The sequence below is a fragment of the Pseudomonas iridis genome (assembly GCF_017980685.1).
Taxonomy (GTDB): Bacteria; Pseudomonadota; Gammaproteobacteria; order Pseudomonadales; family Pseudomonadaceae; genus Aquipseudomonas; species Aquipseudomonas iridis.
Map to the genome: position 1 here is coordinate 755,618 of NZ_JACXXO010000001.1, position 20,597 is coordinate 776,214.

The following is a 20,597-nucleotide window of genomic DNA, read 5'->3' on the forward strand; positions in this document are numbered from 1 at the left end:
AATAAATGAGCCGTTTTTCAGATCTGGCGTGACAGAGAAGGAAAGCCCCTTGATTCAACCTTCTCAGGATCATCCACCATGCACCCCACCCGCCTCACGCCACTGGCCCGCTGCCTGCGCAATCTCATCCTCGGCGCCAGCCTGAGCTTCAGCGCCCTGCCCGCTGCAATGGCCAGCGATGCCAAGGCGTTTCACATCGCACCGTCTTCGCTGGAAAACGCCCTTAATCAATTCGGCCGTGAAGCCGGGGTGCTGATTTCTTTCGGTTCGCAAGTCACCAGCGGCGTGCAAAGCCGTGGTCTGGAAGGTAATTACACGACCGAGCAAGGTCTGGATGCATTACTCGAGGGCACCGGTTTGCAAGCCCGCGCCGAGGGCAACAACGCTTTCAGCCTGCAACCGGTCAATGATGCAGCGCTGGAGCTGGACACCTCGAAAGTCGTCGGCGACTGGCTCGGCGACGCCGCGCAGATCAACGTGTTTGAACATCCCGGCGCCCGCGACGTGATCCGCCGCGAAGAGTTCGAACGCCAGGGTGCAACTCAGGCACGCGATGTGCTCAACCGTATCCCCGGCGTCAACGCTCCGGAAAACAACGGCACCGGCAGCCATGACATGGCGCTGAATTTCGGCATCCGTGGTTTGAACCCGCGCTTGGCGGCACGCTCGACCGTGTTGATGGACGGCATCCCGGTGCCGTTCGCGCCTTACGGTCAGCCGCAGTTGTCGTTCGCGCCCATCAGCATGGGCAACATGGACGCCGTGGACGTGGTGCGCGGCGGCGGTGCAGTACGTTACGGCCCGCAGAACGTCGGCGGCGTCGTCAACTTCGTCACTCGCGCGATTCCTGACGAGCCGACGGTCAAGGGGGGCTTTCAGACCGAGACCAGCCCTTCGTCGAGCCACGACGGCTTCAAGACCAGCGCCAATCTGCTGGCCGGCGGCACCAACGCCAACGGTCTGGGCGGCGCCCTTCTGTATTCCGGCACCCGCGGTGGCGACTGGCGCGAACACAGCGACACTGAAATCGACGACCTGATCCTCAAGGGCAAATATCAGCTCGACGATGCCAACAGCTTCAACGCCATGGCCCAGTATTACGAAGGTAAAGCAGACATGCCCGGCGGTTTGAACGTCGCTGATTACGATGCCGATCCGTACCAATCGACGCGCCCGAAAGACCAGTTCTGGGGCCGTCGCACGATGTTCAACTTCGGTTATCGCTATCAGGAAGATCGCCGCGAATTCACCGCCAACACGTTCTTTACCAAAACCCTGCGCAGCGGTTATCTGGATCAGGGCACATTCCTGTCGCTGTCGCCACGCGAGTATTGGGTGCGCGGTTTCGAAACCCGTTTCGCCCAAGGCTTCGACCTCGGCCCGACCAGCCATGAAGTCGGCGTCGGCTACCGCTACATCAACGAGGCCGGCCACGAATTGCGCTATCGCACGCCGATCGCCAGCAACGAATACCCGACCACCAACAGCCGTAACGACCGCGACACTCGGGGCGGCACCGAGGCCAATGCATTCTTCGTCGACGACCGTATCGACATCGGCAAATGGACGATCACCCCGGGCGTGCGCTACGAGATGATCGAATCCCGGCAGACCAACAACCTGACCAACGTCAAATACAAGGGCGACTACAACACCGCACTGCCGGCGTTGAACGTGCTTTATCACCTGACGGATAGCTGGAATCTGTACGCCAACACCGAAGGCTCGTTCGGCAGCGTGCAGTACAGCCAGATGCCCAACCGCGTGACCAGTGGTGAGGTCAAACCCGAGAAGGCCCGCACCTGGGAACTCGGCACTCGCTATGACAACGGCGCATTGCGCGCGGAAATCGGTGCGTTCCTGATCAACTTCGACAACCAGTACGAAAGCAACCAAACCAACGATTCGGTGATCGCCCGTGGTGAAACTCGCCATCAAGGCATCGAGACCAGCATCAATTACGCGCTCGATGACTTGAGCCCGGCACTGGCCGGCTTCGACGTCTATGCCTCCTACGCCTATGTTGACGCGTCCATCCGCGAAGATGGACCGAACAAGGGTAATCGCGTGCCGTTCTCTTCCAAACACAAAGGCACGGTTGGCGTCGGTTATACCGAAGGGCCGTGGAAGTTGAATCTGGACAGCAGCTTCCAAAGCGACCAGTTCGCCGACAACGCCAACACCTCAAAAGAAAGCGCTGACGGCAGCACCGGCAAGATCCCGGGCTACATGCTGTTCAGCAGCCGTGCGGGTTACGACTTCGGGCCGCAACTGTCGGATTTGAATGTGGCGGTGGGCGTGAAGAACATCTTCAACACGCAGTACTTCACGCGGTCGTTCGATGACAACAACAAAGGGAAGTATGTGGGTGAGCCGCGCACGGTTTATGTGCAGACATCTGTGGCGTTCTGATGTTTTGAAAAGCCCCTCACCCTAACCCTCTCCCAGAGGGAGAGGGGACTGATTGGGGGATGCTGCAGAGATACGCCGACCTGATAATGCTTCACCGAATCCGTAATCGACGCGGTATTTCAGGTCGAAGCAATAAACCAGACACCTCGATCGGCCCCCTCTCCCTCCGGGAGAGAGGGCTGATTGGGGGATGCTGCAGACATACGCCGATCTGATAATGCTTCGCCGAATCCGTAATCGACGCGGTATTTCAGGTCGAAGCAATAAACCAGACACCTCGATCGGCCCCCTCTCCCTCCGGGAGAGGGCTGGGGTGAGGGTTTGGAGCCTGAGCCGTGCACAACCTCCAGCAACACCACAAACAAAAACGGGCCTGCATCAGCAGGCCCGTTCTCATTGGGTGACTTGAATAATCAGCGCATCAACTGTTGATCGCTGCCTGTTCGTTCTCTAGAAACTCTTCTTCCAGCAGCGAATCGTTCGCTTTGCTGAACGGCACCACAGCGGCGCGTGGTTTACCTCGCAGTTTGCCAAAAAGGTGTTCCAGCGCGTGCTCGAGTTTTTCGGCAGCGCCATCGATCGCCAGTTCCAGCGAATCGGCTTTATGGGTAACGGAAACCGGTTGATGGCCTTTTGGCCGCGCTTCCAGTTGGCAGCGCAAGTCATGGGGACCTGGTTTGTCACCGTTCTCGTCGCTCAGATGGACTTCGACACGGGTAAGGTCTTCTTCATAACGTTCGAGCGTGCTCTCAATGGTGGTGCGTACCCACTCCTCCAGTCGTTGACTACTTTGAATATGGTTATCGCTGTTGACTTGGATTTGCATAGTTCATCCCTTATTTCAGCTAGCTCGCGAGGGGCCTCGAATTGAATTTCCTGACCCCTTGGTTACAACAATCGGCCCGACCGTCGAACATTTCAACCCCTGAAAAAAGATAAATATTCATTCGCAGAAAAAGCCGGACAACCGGACAAAGCACTGGTAAGGTCGGGAGTTGGGTCGCCATGCCTTCCTGCAAAATCTGCTCACAATTGCCCGTCGTTCAACGGGTGCAAGCTGCGAAAAATCCCTGCCTCCTCTACCAGCCAGTCATGCACTGCACGCACGCCCGGATGACTCAACGCGCCCGGCGCATACAGCAACACGTAACGTTTGTGATTGGGCACCGATAGCCCGAACGGCACGATCAACGCGCCCCGCTCCAGCTCATCATTGAGCAATGTGCGCCGCGCAATCGCGACGCCCATGCCGGCAATTGCCGCTTCGATGGTCAGGTGATTGCGATTGAAGGTATGCCCACGCCGCACGTCGGCGCCTTCGAAGCCGATCGCATTCAAATAAAATTCCCATTCCGCATATTCATAACTGCCGCGCCAGGCGGTGATGTCGTGCAACAAGGGGAAATGCACCAGGTCCACCGGCCCGTGCAGCGGCGGGCGACCGCGCAAGAGGCTTGGCGCGCACACCGGGAAAATCTGCTCATCGAGCAACGCTGTGGATAACAAACCCGGATAACTGCCGTCGTTCAGGTCGATGGCCAAATCGAAATCGCCCTCATGCAACGGCACGCTGCTGTCCTCGGCCACCAGTCGCAACTGGATGTCCGGGTAACGCTGCTGTAAACGCGGCAAACGCGGCGTCAGCCATTTGCTGAGGAACGATGGAATGGAACGCACCCGCAGGATCCCGCTGATCATCCCGGCATCCAGTCGACGCAATTCGGCGTCGATGCTGCCGTACGCCTCATTCACCGTGATCGCCAGCCGCTGGCCTTCCGCACTCAATTCCACGCCCCGCGCACGCCGGTGAAACAGCCGAAAGCCGAGGCGCTCTTCCAGTTGGCGGATTTGCTGGCTGACCGCGCCCGGCGTGATGTGCAGCTCTTCAGCACAACGGGTGAAGGAAAGGTGCCGCGCGGCACAGGAAAACACCTGCAGCCAGACGTAGGTCTGCGCATGCAATTGACGACTCATCGTTTAGTCCTGCTAAAGGCTGTCTTAGGAAGTTTCGTTGGTCACGTCCGACCGAGCGAGGCAGTATCGCCGACATTGCGCTTGTCCGACAAAAAATGGCAGCGATTCCTCCTCCATTGCTTGTAAGGGTTTAGCATGGCTATCAGTGTTTTCGATCTATTCAAAGTGGGCATCGGCCCGTCCAGTTCCCACACCGTCGGCCCGATGCGCGCGGCCGCGACCTTTGCTCAAGCGCTGAGCGATCAACGTCTGCTCAATGATGTGTACCGCGTTGAAATCCGTTTATACGGGTCGCTGTCGGCCACCGGCGTGGGTCACGCCACCGACCGCGCCACGATCATGGGCCTGATGGGCGAATGGCCGGACAGCATCGACCCGACGACCATCGATGCGCGCATCGAGCAACTGCGCCACACCGGGCAACTGCCCCTCGCCGACGGACGGTCGATTGCCTTCGACTGGCAACGCGATCTCCTGCTGCTGGACGAGAGCCTGCCCTACCACCCCAATGCCATGTCGCTGACAGCCTTTGGCGAATCTGCCGAGCTGTTCACGCAGACGTACTACTCGGTCGGCGGCGGCTTCATCATCGAAGCGGCGGAAGCTGAATCAGGTGTCGCGCCGTCGGGTGACGTAGTGTTGCCTTACGATTTTTCCAGCGCCGCCGAGCTGTTGTCGCTGTGCAAGCAGCACAACCTGCGGGTGTCCGAGCTGATGATGGCCAATGAACGTGCCTGGCGCAGCGATGCGGACATCCGTCAGGGTTTGCTGCATATCTGGTCGGTGATGCGCGAGTGCGTCGAGCAGGGCCTGCGCCACGAAGGCATCCTCCCCGGCGGTCTGAAGGTGCCGCGCCGTGCAGCAAAACTGCATCGCAGCCTGCTGGAAATCGGCAAACCGAATGTGATCAGCTCGACGCTGTCGGCGATGGAATGGGTCAACCTGTTCGCCCTCGCCGTCAACGAAGAAAACGCTGCCGGCGGGCGCATGGTCACCGCGCCGACCAACGGCGCGGCGGGGATCATTCCGGCGGTTTTGCACTACTACATGAAATTCAACCCGGACGCGTCTGACGATGACGTCGTCGCTTTCTTCCTGTCCGCGGCCGCCGTCGGCATTCTGTGCAAGAAAAATGCGTCGATCTCTGGTGCCGAAGTCGGTTGTCAGGGCGAAGTCGGCTCGGCCTGCGCCATGGCTGCCGCCGGCCTGGCCGAAATACTCGGCGCCACTCCCGAGCAACTGGAAAACGCAGCCGAAATCGGCCTGGAACACAATCTTGGCCTGACCTGCGACCCGGTCGGCGGCCTCGTGCAAGTGCCGTGCATCGAACGCAATGCGATCGCTGCGGTGAAGGCCATCAATGCCACACAAATGGCCCTGCGTGGCGACGGTAACCACTTCATCTCACTCGACCGGGTGATCCGCACCATGCGCGATACCGGCGCCGACATGCATGACAAATACAAAGAGACTTCACGGGGCGGTCTGGCGGTGAACTGGGTGGAGTGCTGATCCGCCTGACTGCACTGTCTGCGCTCACCTGCCCGAAAATAGACCAGAAATGAACAAGGCGAGCCCAGTGCTCGCCTTGTTCTTGCCGGATTCATTGTTCGACAATTTTCCCGGCATGCACCTTGCTAACGCTACAGGAGCAATTTCGCGAAATGGCCACGGAATGGCCGATGGTCTGGTTGGGAGAACCAACCCGATGACGGCCGGTCAACAACTGCACGTTCAATCAGGCGGTGACGCATCATGGACAATCCTTTTCAGATCATTACCGATGCCTTCGCGCCGGACTATCAGATCAACCTGAGCATTCAGGGCCTGGACGGCAGCATCATGCTGACCCTGTCCAACAGCGGCCGGATCGTGGCCAAGCGGATGATCAGCGCCGAACAGCGCAATGACCCTAAACGCCTCAAGCTGCTGGTGCAAAGCATTCAGTTCGGTATCGCCATCGAACAGGGCCACAGCGCCATGGCGATTCTCGAAGCCATGACCAGCGGCGACGGGCTGACCCCGCCACCGCCACAGATCAAAGGCCAGCCTCGGCCATCGGCCGGTCTTTAGAGTTCGCCCTTCTCGACATCGGGATGCTCACTCGAACCCGTACCGACTTTGCGTTGCGGGTATTCGATCTTCACCGAAGGAAATTGCGACGACGCGTAACGCACCACCAGAATCGAAAATGCCAGCAGCAGAATGCCGCCGCACAGGTAGATGATGCCCATGTCCGGCGGATTGTGGTGCGAGACATTGGAGATCAGCAGTCGCGTCAGCGCAGTGATCGCCACGTAGATCAGGAAGCGCACCGGCATGTGGTTGGTCTTGAAATAAATCCCGACCATCGCCCCCAGTTCCAGATAGATGAACAGCAACAGAATGTCATCGATCTTGATGTGCCCGACTTCGAGCATCCCGAGAAACTCCATCACCGCGGCATACGCGGTCACCGCACCAATGGCGAACAGCGCCAGGTAGTGGAAAGTCTCGACGAACAGGTTGCCCAGGGACTCGGCCAGTTGATGCACTTGTTGCCGCAGTTTCTCGGCCCAGTTGATTTTCACGATGATGTTCCTTAGCCCGATTCGAGCGGATGATGCGTGTTGGACGTGACGGTTTTCTGCACGTGCCTGATTTCATGCAGAAACAGGGCCACGCATCATGGCGATGTGCCGCAAAACCCGCGCTGTGGCGTTTGGTCGCACATGCCCTGCTCAGGTGGGGTGAGCCTGCTTGCGAATCGCAGTCACGCGGCTCGGCTGACAAACCCTGAATTCGGTCTACATTGAAATGCCACTACCCAAAGCGCAGGGATTCGCTTATCCTTTTCGCTGTATATAGATACAGTAGTCGCAAAGACAACTAAATGTGAAGGCATGTGAGGTGGTGAATGGCCGTCGAAGTGGTATACCGCAGCAGCCGAGATCTGGAGCGCTTGTTCATGGATAAAGCCGAAGCTGACCGTCATGACAAAATGCTCGAACTGGCCGAATATCTGGCCGATGTGTTGCAAAAAGCCGTTCCGTCCCTGACTGAACAGCAAGTGGAAGAAGCCGGGATCTACATGGCGAAGAACCGTGATGTATTCGCCCGGGCCTTCAAGAGCCAGCCTGATGCACTGTCGGAGCTGATCAATGCGCCGGCCGAGCCGGTCGAAAAAGCCGAGGCGGAAGAATCTGCCGAAGCGCCGGTCAAGCCAGCCAAAGCGGCGAAAGCTGCAAAGTAGTTGATGCCCGAATTGAATAGGCCCTGAGTCAAATGGCTCAGGGCCTTTTTCATGCCTGCGAAACTCAGCGATACAAAACTCTTTCCGCCAACTCATCCGCCACCCGCGCCGGTGAACGTTTCTCCGCCTGCGCATGGGCAAAAACTTCAGTCAGCCGCGAGCTGATTTTCGACAGGTGCGCGGTAATGGTGGTCAATTCCTCACCGCGATGTTTCAGCGAGACGTAAATCAGCCCACCCGCATTGATCACATAATCCGGCGCATAAAGAATGCCGCGCCGTTCCAGTTGATCGGCCACATCCAGATGCGTCAGCTGATTGTTCGCCGAGCCCGCCACCGCCGCGCAGCGCAGTTGCGCCACCGAATGGCTATTGAGCACACCGCCCAGACCACACGGCGCAAGGATGTCGCACGGCGTGCTGAGCAACGCATCGTTGGCGACAGGGTGAGCATTAAGCTGTTCCATCGCCAGTTGCACCTTGCCGTGGTCGATGTCGCTGACCAGCAACTCGGCGCCGGCGGCGTGCAGTTGCTCGGCCAATGCATAACCGACATTGCCCAGGCCCTGAATCGCCACGCGCAAGCCTTCGAGGTTGTCACTGCCCAGGCGCGCCATCGCCGTGGCACGAATGCCGGCGAACACACCCATCGCCGCGTGCGGCGCCGGATCGCCGGCCGAGGTGGTGCTGGTGACGTGTTGGGTCTGTTGGGCGATGCAATCCATGTCCGCCACCGAAGTGCCGCTGTCGATGGCGGTGATGTAGCGACCGTCGAGCTGGTCGATGCAACGACCGAAGGCTTCGAACAGCGCTGCACGATTTTCAACATGAATCGGGCGCACGATGACCGCAACCCCACCGCCCTGCGGCAAACCCGCCAACGCGGCCTTGTAGCTCATGCCCTGAGCGAGGCGAATGGCGTCCTCGACGGCGGAGTCGTCGTTAGGGTAGGCAAGATAACGACACCCGCCCAAGGCTGGGCCCAGGCGGCTGTTATGGATGGCAATGACCGCCTTCAACCCGCAAACCGGGTCGACGCTAAGGTGCAGCGATTCCAGGCGAGTGCTTTGCATGAGCGCAAACATCGTTGGGCTCCCGAATCACTTCTTGTAGAACGCCAGTATAGGCTTGCGCCTGAAAATTGCTGGAGCGCACCGGAATAAGCAGGCGTGCCGACGAAGGCTTTACGGCATATCTCTCAACCTGTTCACCGAGCCACTGGACGAATGCCACGGACGGGGCTAAAACGAGGCATTCCACGGAGATTTCGATGAGCCCGCGCCAACGCTTTTTCGAGTGCCTGCACCGTTCACCTCCCGCGCTGTTCGAAGCCGCGCTGTGGATGGCCGCCGAGCACGAAAAAGCAGTCGACCCCGAGGCGCTGCTTGTGGAGTTCAAGGATCTGCAACAGCGTGTCAGCTACGGTTTGCCGATGTTGCCAGTCAGCGAGTTGGCGCAGCCGTTATTGCGGCGCATGAATGATCTGGGCTTTGCCATGGATGACTTCACCCCGCTCCGTCCGCAGGCCGCTTTAATACATAAAGTCTTGCAGACCCGTCGCGGGCAGCCGCTGGCGTTGGCATTGATTGCACTGGAACTGGCGCGTGGTCTGGAGATTCCCCTGGTCGGGGTCAACTTCCCCGGGCACTTCCTGTTGCGCGTGCCCGGTGCCGATCATCTGCTCGATCCATGCGGCGGTCGCCGCTTGTACCCCAACGACTGTCGTGAGCTGTTGCAGCGCCAGTACGGGCCCAACATGAAACTCAATGCCGAGCATTTGTTGACTGCCACGCCGGTGCAGATGCTGCAGCGCCTGTCGCGCAATTTGCGCCAGCTTCACCTGACTCAGGATGACTTCATCGCCGCGCTGATTGATGCCGAACGCGTGCTTGAACTGGGCGATGCCGGCGCCGCCGATTATCTGGCCCGGGCCAGCCTGTATCAGCGGCTCGACTGCCCGAACGCCGAGCGGTTTGATCTGGAACACGCGTTGTTGCTCAGCGATGACCCGATCCAACGGCTGCGCCTGACCGAACGACTCGGGCATCTGCCGCCGAACTCAGTCGTCCACTGACAGCAAAAGATCTTCAGCTTTTCAGTGCTTGCTCCACCACCGACTGCCCGACGGTTTCCGAGGGCGAACGCACCTGGATGATCAGCAATGCGGCGATGACGGCCGGAATCGCGCAGAAGAAGAAAATCTGCTGCACCGGAATGTGCATCGCCAGCAACAGGCTGCCGAACAATGGCCCGAGAATCGAACCAAATCGCCCCACACCCAATGCCCAACCAGTGCCGGTGGCGCGCACATGCGCCGGGTAGAAGTTACTGGCGAAAGCGTTCAGCGTCAGTTGCCCGCCAATGATGCAGAACCCGGCGGCACGCAGGCCACCAGATAACGCGGATTGTCGTGGTTAAGCCCCAGCACAATCGTGCACAGCGCAGCGCCTGCAAGCACGCCGGACAACAGTCGCACCTTGCGTTTCAAACGGTCGGCGAACCAGGCCATGCAAATCGCACCCAGGGTGCCGGCGAACAGGAACATCGACGTCACCAGATTGGCTTCGTTAAGTTTCAGGCCACTTTCCAGTAGCAGCGACGGCAACCAACTGATCATGAAGTACAGCAAGATCAGGCTGACGAAGAACGTCGCCCAAATCAGTAAGGTTGGCCGCGCATAACCATTGCGGAACAGTTCGACCACGGTCAGTTTACTGCCCTGCTCGCGTTGATTCTGTTCGACCGAGGCCAGCGGAGGTTGCCAGTCCGGCAACATTCGCCCGGTAACTCTGCGCAGCCGCGCATAAGGTGGCTGATCACGCAGCAGGCGCGGCAAGGATTCGGGCAGCACCCACCAGAGAAACGGAAACAGCAGCAGCGGGGTCACACCGCCGGCGAGGAACACTGCCTGCCAACCGAACTGATCGATGAAACCGGCGGCAACAAAACCACCTGCCGCACCACCAAACGAGAAGCCACAAGCCGCCAGCGTGACCATCAAGGTGCGTAAACGTGGTGGCGAATAATCCGACATCAGCGCCATCGCGCTAGGCATTGCACCGCCCATGCCGATGCCGCAGATAAAGCGAGCGACCATCAGGGAGTTCAGGGAGTCGGCGAACACCATCAGCAGGGTCAAACTGGCGTAGATCAGCACGCAAGCAAGCAGAATTCGCCGCACACCAAAACGGTCGGCCAGCGGTGTCACTGCGAGGGAGCCAATGGTGAGGCCTAGCAGGTTGGCACTGAATACAGGTCCGAAGGCGGATTTTTCCAGCCCCCAATCCTGCGCCAGCGCCGGCACCACGTAGCCCAGCACCTGGGCGTCATAACCATCGGTGACCAGCAACAAGGCGAGCAGGATCAAGAGCAACCACTGATATCGGGACACAGGACGGGCGTCGAGTGCCGCCCGGAAGCTGGCAATCTGGTTGTGCATCGCGAGGTACCTTTTTGTTTTTATGGTTTGGTGGTTCACCGCCGAACCTTGTGGGAGCGAGCCTGCTCGCGAATGCGGCGTGTCAGCTATATGAATGGAGACTGACACTCAGCCTTCGCGAGCAGGCTCGCGCCCACACGGGGGCTTACGGTGTATCTGGCTGGTTTGACGGGTGAGCCTGGATGAACGCTGGATGTTCGGCCGCCAATTCCGAAACACGGCAAATCCGCGGATAAGCCTCAAGCGAAACATTGAAGCGCTCGGCCGCGTACAACTGCGGAATCAGATACACGTCCGCCACGCACGGCCACTCACCGAAACAGAATCCGCTATCGCCAATCAACTGTTCCACCGTCGTCAGCCCCTGGCTGATCCAATGACTGATCCACTCCATGACCTGCGGTTCGTCATGCCCCGACTGCCGCAGTCGATTGAGCACGCTGACGTTGTGCAACGGATGCACATCGCAACCGATCACCGCCGCCACGCCGCGCACATGGGCGCGGGCAGCGAGGTCTTCGGGGAGTAGCGGCACCTGTGGATAACGTTCCTCCAGGTACTCGATGATCGCCGGTGACTGAATAAGCAGCTCGCCGTCATCGGTGCGCAAGGCCGGCACGCGGCCCTGTGGATTGATCGCCAGATACGCCGGCTGCCGATGTTCGCCACCGGGCGCCGCGATCAAGTTGACCGGCAACGCCTGATAGTCGAGACCTTTTAGCGCCAGTGCGATTCGCACCCGATACGACGAGGTCGAGCGGTAATAGGTGTAGAGATCCATGAGCCGCTCCTGTCAGCGCGCCGCCAGCACTTTGCCGCGGCATTCGCCAAAGCCGATCGAGGCGAAACCGTCACGGGCACAACGCGCGCGCAGAATGATTTCGTCGCCATCTTCAAGGAATTTGCGCACTTCGCCGGACGCCAGTTCGATCGGCTTTTTACCACCCTCGGTGATTTCCAGCAGGCTGCCGAACTGACCGTTTTCAGGACCGGACAGCGTGCCCGAACCGAACAGGTCACCGGCCTGCAACTGGCAACCGTTGACGCTGTGATGCGCGACCATTTGCGCGACGGTCCAGTACATGTAGCGGGTGTTGCTCAGGGTCAGGCGATGAGCCGGCAGATTCTGCTCGCGCATGGTTTCGGTGAGCAGCAGCACTTCCAGTTCGATGTCGAATGCACCGCCGTCCTGATCGCGCTTGTCGAACAGATAAGGCAGTGGCTGCGGATCGCCTTGCGGACGTGCCGGTTGTGCGGTGCGGAACGGCTCCAGCGCTTCGGCAGTGACGACCCACGGCGAGACGCTGGTGATGAAACTCTTGGACAAGAACGGCCCCAGCGGCTGGTATTCCCAGGCCTGGATGTCGCGAGCCGACCAGTCGTTGAGCAGGCAGAAACCGGCGATGTGTTCGGCCGCATCACCGATGGCGATCGAGTCGCCCATCTCGTTGCCCTGACCGATCCAGATGCCCAGTTCCAGCTCATAGTCCAGACGCGCGCATGGGCCAAAAGTCGGCTCGGTAGCACCGGCCGGCAGGGTCTGGCCTTTAGGACGACGGACGTCGGTGCCGGACGCACGCACAGTGGACGCGCGACCGTGATAGCCGATTGGCACGTGCTTGTAGTTCGGCAGCAGCGGGTTGTCCGGACGGAACAGTTTGCCGACGTTCTGCGCGTGCTCGATGCCGACGTAGAAGTCGGTGTAATCGCTGATGCGCGCCGGCAGATGCATTTGGCAATCGGCGGCCAATGGCAGCAGCTTCGCACCTTGAGCTTCGATGTCGCCGCGCTGGGTGCTGGTTTCGCTGAACAGTTCCAGCAAACGTTCACGCAGGGCAACCCGCGCCTCACGACCGAGGTCGAAGAAGGCATTCAACTGGCCGCCACGGGTGGCTTCGACAGCGCTGCGAGCGGCGCCATCGAACAGGCCCGCTTCAAGGGCAACATGCAGATCGAAGATGTGGTCGCCAATGGCCACACCGCTGCGCGGTTCTGAACCGTTGATGCTGAACACACCCAGTGGCAGGTTCTGCAGCGGGAAATCGGTGTGGCCGTTGGCCGACGCAACCCAGCTGCGGGTGATGGAATTCTGAGTCATGGGTTATCTCCGGGTCGGGTCGAACGTGGCGGGCAATGTGGCCCAGCAAGCGTCGTAATGGGGTTGCAGTTGTGGGCAGTCGAGGGCGAAGCGGCTAGGGCGCAACACTTGGCTGGTCTCGAACATGAAGGCCATGGTGTTGTCGATTTTCGCGGGTGCAAGCTCGGCGTTGATCGCTTTGGTGCAGGTCTCGCCGTCCGGGCCGTGAGCACTCATGCAGCTGTGCAGCGAGGCGCCGCCGGGCACAAAGCCTTCGGCCTTGGCGTCGTATTCGCCCTGGATCAGGCCCATGAATTCGTTCATCAGATTGCGGTGGAACCACGGTGGACGGAAGGTGTTCTCGGCCACCATCCAGCGTGGCGGGAAGATCACGAAGTCGAGGTTGGCCAGGCCATGCACGCTGGTCGGCGAGGTCAACACGGTGAAGATCGACGGGTCGGGGTGATCAAAACTGACCGTACCGATGGTGTTGAATCGGCGCAGATCATATTTATACGGCACGTTATTACCGTGCCAGGCCACTACGTTCAGCGGCGAATGATTGAGCTCGGTGGCCCACAACTGGCCGAGGAATTTCTGCACCAGCGTGGTGGGTTGTTGCAGGTTTTCGTAGGCGGCGACCGGGGTGAGGAAATCGCGCGGATTGGCCAGACCGTTGCTGCCGATCGGCCCCAGGTCCGGCAGGCGCAGCGGCGCGCCATGGTTCTCGGCAACATAGCCGCGCGCTTGCGGATCGAGCAGTTCGATGCGGAATTTCAGACCCCGTGGCAGCACGGCAATTTCCAGCGGCGAGACTTCCAGCACGCCCAACTCAGTGGCAATGCGCAGACGCCCCAGTTGCGGCACCAGCAGCAGTTCGCCGTCAGCATTGAAAAACACCCGCTCCATCGAGCGGTTGGCCGCGTAGTTATAGATGCTGATGCCCGAAGGTTTCTCGGCGCCGGAATTGGCCGCCATGCTGACCAGTCCATCGATGAAATCGGTCGGTTCGGCCGGCATGTCCAGCGGATTCCAGCGCAGGCGATTGGGGGTTACTTCACCCAAAGGCCCACCGGCCAGTTGCCGCTCCAGTTTGACGAACGCCGGGTGATTGGCCGACGGCTGAATGCGGTACATCCAGGTGCGCCGCGCTTCGCTGCGGGTCATGGTGAACGCGGTGCCGGAAAACAATTCGGTGTACAGGCCGTAGGGGGCTTTTTGCGGGGAGTTCTGGCCGACGGGCAGCGCGCCGGGCAACGCTTCAGTACTGAATTCGTTGCCGAAACCGGACTGATAAACCAGCGTCGACGCGATTGAATCGAGGTTCATGGAGCCTCCTGAACAGGGAGTCGGCAGTGGCCCATCGCTCTGGCTCAGAGGTTTCGGCACGCCGGGGTTGTTATTATCGTAATTCGATTACGCATAACGTAATTTGCTCGCTATCCAGCGTCAAGCTATAAAGACGCCCATTCGTATTGGAACCCGGCCGCACCATGGAAAAAACCAGCGACAGTAACGGCAAACAGAAAGTCCGCTCCGCCGAGGTCGGCACCGACATCCTCAAGGCTTTGGCCGAGTTGTCGCCGTCCACCTCGCTGTCGCGCCTGGCCGAACACGTGCAGATGCCGGCGAGCAAGGTTCACCGCTACTTGCAGGCGTTGATTGCCAGCGGCTTCGCCGAGCAAAACCCGGCGACCAACCACTACGGTCTGGGCCGCGAAGCCCTGCGCGTGGGCCTGGCGGCACTCAACAGTATGGACGTGCTGAAAGTAGCCGCCCTGCCCCTGTCGGAACTGCGCGACGAACTCAACGAAACCTGTTTCCTCGCGGTGTGGGGCAATCAGGGAGCAACCGTGGTGCACATCGAACCGGCGGTGCGAGCAGTGACGGTGGTCACGCAACTGGGTTCGGTGCTGCCGCTGCTCAGTTCCTCGACAGGACTGGTGTTCAGCGCCTACCTGCCGCATCGGGAAACCGACGAATTGCGCGAGCGGGAAATCGCCGTCGCCGAGCATCCGCTGAAGGACGAAACCGCCTACGCGACGTTGTGCGAACAGATCCGCGCGCGCGGCCTGCATCATGTCCACGGCTTGCTGATGCCGGGTGTGGATGCCTTGTCGGCACCGGTGTTCAATGCCGTCGGACAAGTGGCGGCGGTACTGACCATCGTCGGCCCGACCTCGTTGTTCCATGCCGACGAAAACGGCCCGGCGGCGCAGCGGTTGTTGGCTGCGACGCGGGCCGTGAGTTGGCGGATGGGGTTTGACGCCTAGGCGTATTCGTTGATCCGCTAGTCAGCGACTTTCGGATGGGTTACAGCAACACAGTTTTGCTGTCGCCCGCCGCTTGCTCTTCCAGAATCTGTTTAATAACTTCTAGCAAACGTTCATGGCTGAGGGACTGCTGGGTTACCGATGCGACCAGGCCAACAATTGTATTGCCGTCCCCGATCAGTTGAATCAAGGTTTTCTGGGCTTTGGTGGCTTCTTTACCGCCCGGCACCAGAGAGGCTAGACCCAACAGTGCATCCTTGATGCTATTGAACGCCGCTGCTCGATCGCCATATCGATAAGCTGTCGCACCTTCCACCACGTTCTTGGTGATCTGCACCACCGTGAGCGCCAGGCCCACTGGCGGAACAACGAGGCTGACTACGCTAGCAGCCGCTACCACCGCGTCATACACCAACTTGCCGATGATTTCGTTGAGGCTGGTGGTCTGCGCATCAACATCGGAAATGATCCGTTCGATGCGCTCGTCATAGGTCGCCCGCATTGACAACACGCGACTGTTGTTCTCAAGTACAGGGAGTCTTTCGTTTATATTGTTGAACTCAACATTGTTAATGAACGTCCCCATAATTTGCTGATCCATGTACTTCACTCGATCGTAGAAATACTGACCCAGCCCGTTTTCCTTGATCGCATTGAAGAACTGGTTCAACGGACGAAAATGGACGCCATCCGGTGCATTAGGCGTATATAAAATTTCCTTAATGACGCGACCTTGTACAAGTCGAAAAACATAGACCCCTTCAACCATACATCTTTTCACATAAAACTTGAACATAGCACTGTACTGGACACTAGAGGGAGCCTCTCCGAATGGCGGGAAATCTAACGCCGAGTCAATATTATAATTTTCAATCAGAGCAAAAATCTGATCACTCTCACTACTTGCCAATGTGCCCGCGTAAGAACTCATCAAAAGCGCACGTTTCATTTCTGCTTGCTGTGTTTTTAAATGAGCTTCTCGCCTGAGCGCATAATCCTTATGTTGCTTGTTCAAATAAGCGGCGCGAAGCATGGCAATATATTTTTCTCCGGGACGTAGCGCCCGCGACCACGCCGCCAAGTAACGTATATCGAGCATCGGCAGCGCAGGATGCTCCGCAGCCACACTGAAACGCGGATATCCAAGGACGTGCCTCCCCCATTGCTCGGGGACCTCAAACGATGTTTCCTTGATGATGAGCTGGCTGAGCGAAACCTTTTTACCTTCGCTCAGCTCAATGAAAATCTGATCCGGGTTTACCTGCACTGTTTGCCCGAGAGCTTTTAAATGTTCCTCGATTTTTTGCTTTATCAGGTCGTAACTAAAACGCTCATAAGCCAGAATGCTGGTTTCGCGAGTTCCTAAAGTGTAGAGCGCTTTGATTTCGGTGTTCAAGCGAGCGAACTGCTGGTGCGATTCAACACGCGCGTTTCGCCACGCCGTAGGGTGGGCGAGATCTTCCTGCGCCTGATCCCAAGCAATCTGATGAAAAACTGCCTCTCCAAGAATTCCTTCGGGAGCAACAGGCCACTCGGTAAGCGTCGCTCCTTTCCAGGCGCTGGGAAGTTCACGCAACGTGGCGATGTACTTCGCCAAAGTGCCTCGTTCCGCCGGATGCGCCTGCGCAGTCAGGTAGCTGATGCCTTCTACGGTTCTTACCCAACCCGCCACGTGAAATTGCAGTTCGCGGATATTAGGGAATTCAAACCAGTCCTGGCCCTCAGGTGAGCCCGGCGCGTAAAGAACGCAGGCGCCGAACAGATTGGCTTTTTGCTGGTAAACAATCAGATCCCTGAAACCGAAGCGGTAGCCATTCATCACGAAAGCAGACGCCGAAATACTCCTGTCACCCTGCATGAAGCGTTCAACCATCGCCATACTGGATTGACTGAGATGCCCCTGCAAGGTGGCAGCAAACACACTGTAGGCAATGCGCGTTCCGAGAACTTCCAACAGCGCGATTTGCACGTTGTAGTCGTTAAATACCTTACGACGCCCTGCCCAGAAGTCTGCACGGAGGTTAATGTTCGAGAGCCAGCTCTCCACGCGCGACTGAGTCAAGCCCGATGGAACCGGCCCTTCGAAGATCATCTCAAAGCGTTGATTACGATCATGTAATCCGAACAATACCAACTCGGTAAACGTGCGCTTGTCTTCTTGGACTAGTGTACGCTGAGCAATCTTCAACTTATAACGGCATACCAGCTTAATAGTGTCAGGATCAAGCGAAACGCCCAAGGCGCTATTGAGCCACGCTTTAGCACGTGCCGAGGCGAAAGCTTTCAATGATGCCTTATCGCCGAGTAACTGGTCACGCCGAGACTCTTGGGCGACCATGTTTTCCATTAAGCTCTCATGCCGCTGTCGCTGCTGTTGACTGACGCCAGACAACCACGCCGGCACACCGACTTCAGACTCTTTCATAACGCTCATGCTCAACTCCTTGTTTTCAGCATTAATTAAATGACAACTCGTCATTTATCGAATGCAGCGAAGTTATCAAACACAAGCCTTTAATAAAATCGAACTTACGTTACTTTATAAGTAAAAAGACAACCAAACATCTCCGCAAAAAAATCACATAAAACCCGTACCACACCTATAACAAAGCCACTATAGCTCAAGCCCGAGCAACTTGGCACTTGCGACCGCTTGAGTTCTTCGCTCTACGCCCAACTTTCCATGTATCCGCCTGGCATGAGTCTTTACTGTATGCAAAGAAATAAACAGCTCATCTGCAATTTGTTGATTGGAATGGCCCTTGGCAATCAAGCGCAAAACCTCCAGCTCACGCTGACTGAGCAAACCACTGCCGCTCGCCACTTCAACAGTGGCCGGCTCCGAAACCGTGTTTGCCAATAGTTGCGACAGCCCCGGGTGGCGCAGCTGCTGCTCACGCAACGCCTGATGCAGCCCATATTGACGACTCAGCTCCAGACCCTGCTGCAGGCTGGCGCGCGCCGAAGCCTGATCACCCAGGGAAAAGGCAACTTCTGCCATCGCCAGATGCAAGTCGGTTTCCAGAATGAGCATCCTGCAGCGCTGCGCCGTTTCGAGCAGACGCTGTAACCGGCCCATCGGGTTGTGCGCCGATCCTGAACCTACCTCGGCAAGGATCAACAAGTACTCGACGCGGGGTATCAACTCAAGAGTCGCCGGAGGCGCCTGCAAGGCATCCGCTCCTTGGTAGTGCCGTAACAGGCGTGTCATCGCCTCGCACGCCAGCTCATGACGGCCCTGCTGCAGCCAGAACAGACTGCTGACTTGCAACACCACGCCACGATAAACCGTGTCTGGAATCTGCCGCTGTTGCATCAGCCGTTCCGCATCGCGCAGCCACACGAACGCTTTCTCGTAATCCGCCTGATTGGCAGCCAGTTGCGCCAGCCCCAGATAGCCGTAGAGGGCACGCTTGTCATGGTTGCGCCCGCAACCGTCCAGACCGGACTGGAAAAAATTTGCCGCCAATACATCCTGGCCCTGACTCAGCGCAAGACGCCCGCGACGCAGCGCAATCCGTCCCAACAGCGGGGTCAGGCGGATCGGTTGCCGGACGAGTAAATCATGCACGCCTGCCAAAAGACTTTCAGCCCGAGGTGCCGCGCCGCGTTGTTCGAGCAATTGCCCGTGATCAAGCTCCAGCAGAGCTTCGAAAACCAGCGAGCCTTGCGCCCTTGCCAGACACAGTGCCTGGCGATTACGGGCGTGGGCGGCGTCCAGCTCGCCACGCAACAAAGCCTGCTGGGTCAACCCTGACAAACACATCACCCGAGCGATCCAGTTATCGAAATCGAGTGCCTCCAACGCTTGCGAAAAGTATTCGTGAGCGCCCTCCATTCGCCCTTCCAAATGCAGCAACCACCCCTTCAACGTTTGCCAACGCGCAATCAACTGCCGCTCATGAGCTGGCGAAGGCTGCGGCATGAACCGCCCCAAATGCTCGATGCATTGCGCCGCCTGTTCAAAACGACCGGCGAAGAGCAATGCAGCGGTAATCAGACCGACCAGCTGCGGCGTGCTCAGGGTCAGCTCTTCATCCTGATGCTCATGCAATTGCAGTAACAGGACCACGGTTTGCTCTTCAAACAAATGCTCGAAGCTGAAGTGCTGCAACAGGCTGACGGCGATTTCATGTTCTTCGGCGAGCAAGGCTTGCTCGAAGGCCGAACGCCAATCCTGCCGCCAGGAAAACCACTGACACGCCCTTCGATGCCAGGAACGACCTGCGGGCCATTGTTCGTCGCGCATCACCCGCGACAACGGTGGAAAAACCTGCAGCCAGTCGGCCGAGTCGTGCCATGGCTCGATAAAGCAGCCCAGTGTTTGCAACGTGCGCAGGCACTGTGCGCCCTCCCCGGCACCAAACAGATGCTCACACAGCTCGGCATTGAAGCGCGGCAGATGCGCGAGCACGCGCCAGTTCTCGGCCAGCTCCGGTGTGAGGCTATTGAAGAGTTCGTGTTGCAGATAATCCAGCAGCGTATCGACCCGTTGCTGCGGCTGATTACTTTGCGACCAGTCACACTTTTGCAGCAGCGCCATGCGCACCCCGGCGCACCAACCGCCGGTACGCTGGACGATACGTGCAGCAACACTGCCAGCCTGCTCGGGCGACAGATGTCGCAGCGCCTGGGCGATTTCGTCCGGGGTCAGGGCTAGCGTCGGGGATTCGCATTCGTACAGTTCGTCGTCGAGCAACAGCCGCGGCCAGTTGCATTGCGGCCGTCGGCGGGTGCCGATCCACCAGGTGAGCGCCGGACTACTGACCGTCAGCAAGCGGTCGAGCAACGCATCCAGCGCTGGATCCGGCAGCCGACAGTAGTCATCGATAAACAGCCAGGTCGGCAACGACCAGCGACTCAGCGCAGCCACCAGGCCGGACTCCGTTGTGTCTGCCAGTCCCAACGCCCGTGCCAATCGCAGACAAAATTCGTCGACCCTGATTGCGGCACCCGCCAGCGGTAGCCAGCACACTTCGCAGTGTGGCGGCGCCTGAAGCAGGCACTCGGCGAGCAACGCGCTCTTGCCGCTGCCGGCGGGCGCACAAATGAGCCTGACCCGTGCCACCGACTCCAGCAATGGCTCGCTCAATCGCGTGCGTTTCTGGTGATGGGAGGACAGTCTGGGGAGAAAACCAGGGCGATCCAGACAAGCTGTCATGGCGGTCATCGGATGAGCCTTTTTATAGTT

The 20,597-nt window shown here is 58.7% G+C and carries 14 protein-coding genes and 2 pseudogenes; 6 read left to right on the plus strand and 10 right to left on the minus strand.

Annotated features, from left to right (window positions below; all coding sequences use genetic code 11):
- The first annotated feature begins 78 nt into the window (after positions 1-78).
- Positions 79-2,412: a TonB-dependent Fe(3+) dicitrate receptor FecA gene (gene fecA / locus IEQ42_RS03540; RefSeq protein ID WP_210702569.1), complete on the plus strand. Its 2,334-nt coding sequence runs from the start codon at positions 79-81 to the stop codon at positions 2,410-2,412.
- 421 nt (positions 2,413-2,833) lie between these two features.
- Here fecA and IEQ42_RS03545 read toward each other — a convergent pair whose 3' ends face one another.
- Positions 2,834-3,238 carry an HPF/RaiA family ribosome-associated protein gene (locus IEQ42_RS03545; RefSeq protein ID WP_150594995.1) on the minus strand — a complete coding sequence of 135 codons (405 nt, stop codon included), beginning with the start codon at positions 3,236-3,238 and terminating at the stop codon, positions 2,834-2,836.
- Positions 3,239-3,438: 200 nt separating this feature from the next.
- Positions 3,439-4,386 carry a LysR substrate-binding domain-containing protein gene (locus IEQ42_RS03550; RefSeq protein ID WP_210702570.1) on the minus strand — a complete coding sequence of 316 codons (948 nt, stop codon included), beginning with the start codon at positions 4,384-4,386 and terminating at the stop codon, positions 3,439-3,441.
- Positions 4,387-4,521: 135 nt separating this feature from the next.
- Here IEQ42_RS03550 and IEQ42_RS03555 point away from each other — a divergent pair, with 135 nt between their 5' ends.
- Both IEQ42_RS03555 and IEQ42_RS03560 read left to right on the plus strand, forming a co-directional pair.
- Positions 4,522-5,898 (plus strand): L-serine ammonia-lyase, encoded by a 1,377-nt coding sequence (locus tag IEQ42_RS03555; protein ID WP_210702571.1) that lies wholly within the window; start codon positions 4,522-4,524, stop codon positions 5,896-5,898.
- 243 nt (positions 5,899-6,141) lie between these two features.
- Positions 6,142-6,459: a DUF3509 domain-containing protein gene (locus tag IEQ42_RS03560; protein ID WP_047299804.1), complete on the plus strand. Its 318-nt coding sequence runs from the start codon at positions 6,142-6,144 to the stop codon at positions 6,457-6,459.
- Here IEQ42_RS03560 and IEQ42_RS03565 read toward each other — a convergent pair.
- Positions 6,456-6,956 carry a phosphate-starvation-inducible protein PsiE gene (locus IEQ42_RS03565; protein WP_042557718.1) on the minus strand — a complete coding sequence of 167 codons (501 nt, stop codon included), beginning with the start codon at positions 6,954-6,956 and terminating at the stop codon, positions 6,456-6,458. The genes IEQ42_RS03560 and IEQ42_RS03565 overlap by 4 nt on opposite strands.
- Positions 6,957-7,282: 326 nt before the next feature.
- Between IEQ42_RS03565 and IEQ42_RS03570 the strand changes: the two are divergent.
- A pseudogene (locus tag IEQ42_RS03570) lies at positions 7,283-7,537 on the plus strand (YebG family protein); the annotation flags it as partial.
- A gap of 145 nt (positions 7,538-7,682) precedes the next feature.
- Here IEQ42_RS03570 and IEQ42_RS03575 read toward each other — a convergent pair.
- Positions 7,683-8,702: a Leu/Phe/Val dehydrogenase gene (locus tag IEQ42_RS03575; RefSeq protein WP_210702573.1), complete on the minus strand. Its 1,020-nt coding sequence runs from the start codon at positions 8,700-8,702 to the stop codon at positions 7,683-7,685.
- 185 nt (positions 8,703-8,887) lie between these two features.
- Here IEQ42_RS03575 and IEQ42_RS03580 point away from each other — a divergent pair, with 185 nt between their 5' ends.
- Positions 8,888-9,691, plus strand: coding sequence for a SirB1 family protein (locus IEQ42_RS03580; protein ID WP_042557715.1), 804 nt, complete (start codon positions 8,888-8,890; stop codon positions 9,689-9,691).
- A gap of 13 nt (positions 9,692-9,704) precedes the next feature.
- Here IEQ42_RS03580 and IEQ42_RS03585 read toward each other — a convergent pair.
- The 4 genes and pseudogenes from IEQ42_RS03585 to hmgA all read right to left on the minus strand — a co-directional run bounded on the left by IEQ42_RS03585 (position 9,705) and on the right by hmgA (position 14,462).
- Positions 9,705-11,056 (minus strand): annotated as a pseudogene (locus tag IEQ42_RS03585) (MFS transporter).
- A gap of 145 nt (positions 11,057-11,201) precedes the next feature.
- On the minus strand, positions 11,202-11,837 hold the full coding sequence (gene maiA, locus IEQ42_RS03590) for a maleylacetoacetate isomerase (RefSeq protein ID WP_115147438.1): 636 nt from the start codon (positions 11,835-11,837) through the stop codon (positions 11,202-11,204).
- Between the two features lie 12 nt (positions 11,838-11,849).
- Positions 11,850-13,154 carry a fumarylacetoacetase gene (gene fahA, locus IEQ42_RS03595; protein ID WP_210702574.1) on the minus strand — a complete coding sequence of 435 codons (1,305 nt, stop codon included), beginning with the start codon at positions 13,152-13,154 and terminating at the stop codon, positions 11,850-11,852.
- Positions 13,155-13,157: 3 nt separating this feature from the next.
- Entirely contained in the window at positions 13,158-14,462 is a 1,305-nt protein-coding gene (gene hmgA, locus IEQ42_RS03600; protein WP_210702575.1) for a homogentisate 1,2-dioxygenase, read from the minus strand.
- A 164-nt stretch (positions 14,463-14,626) separates the two neighbouring features.
- Between hmgA and IEQ42_RS03605 the strand changes: the two genes are divergently transcribed.
- Entirely contained in the window at positions 14,627-15,406 is a 780-nt protein-coding gene (locus tag IEQ42_RS03605) for an IclR family transcriptional regulator (protein ID WP_047299800.1), read from the plus strand.
- A 40-nt stretch (positions 15,407-15,446) separates the two neighbouring features.
- On the opposite strand, the gene IEQ42_RS03610 is transcribed toward IEQ42_RS03605, so the two are convergent.
- Together IEQ42_RS03610 and IEQ42_RS03615 are read right to left on the minus strand one after the other, a co-directional pair.
- Entirely contained in the window at positions 15,447-17,840 is a 2,394-nt protein-coding gene (locus IEQ42_RS03610; RefSeq protein ID WP_210702576.1) for a dermonecrotic toxin domain-containing protein, read from the minus strand.
- A 180-nt stretch (positions 17,841-18,020) separates the two neighbouring features.
- Positions 18,021-20,576, minus strand: a complete 2,556-nt coding sequence (locus IEQ42_RS03615) for a LuxR C-terminal-related transcriptional regulator (RefSeq protein WP_210702577.1) — start codon at positions 20,574-20,576, stop codon at positions 18,021-18,023.
- Positions 20,577-20,597 lie beyond the last annotated feature (21 nt).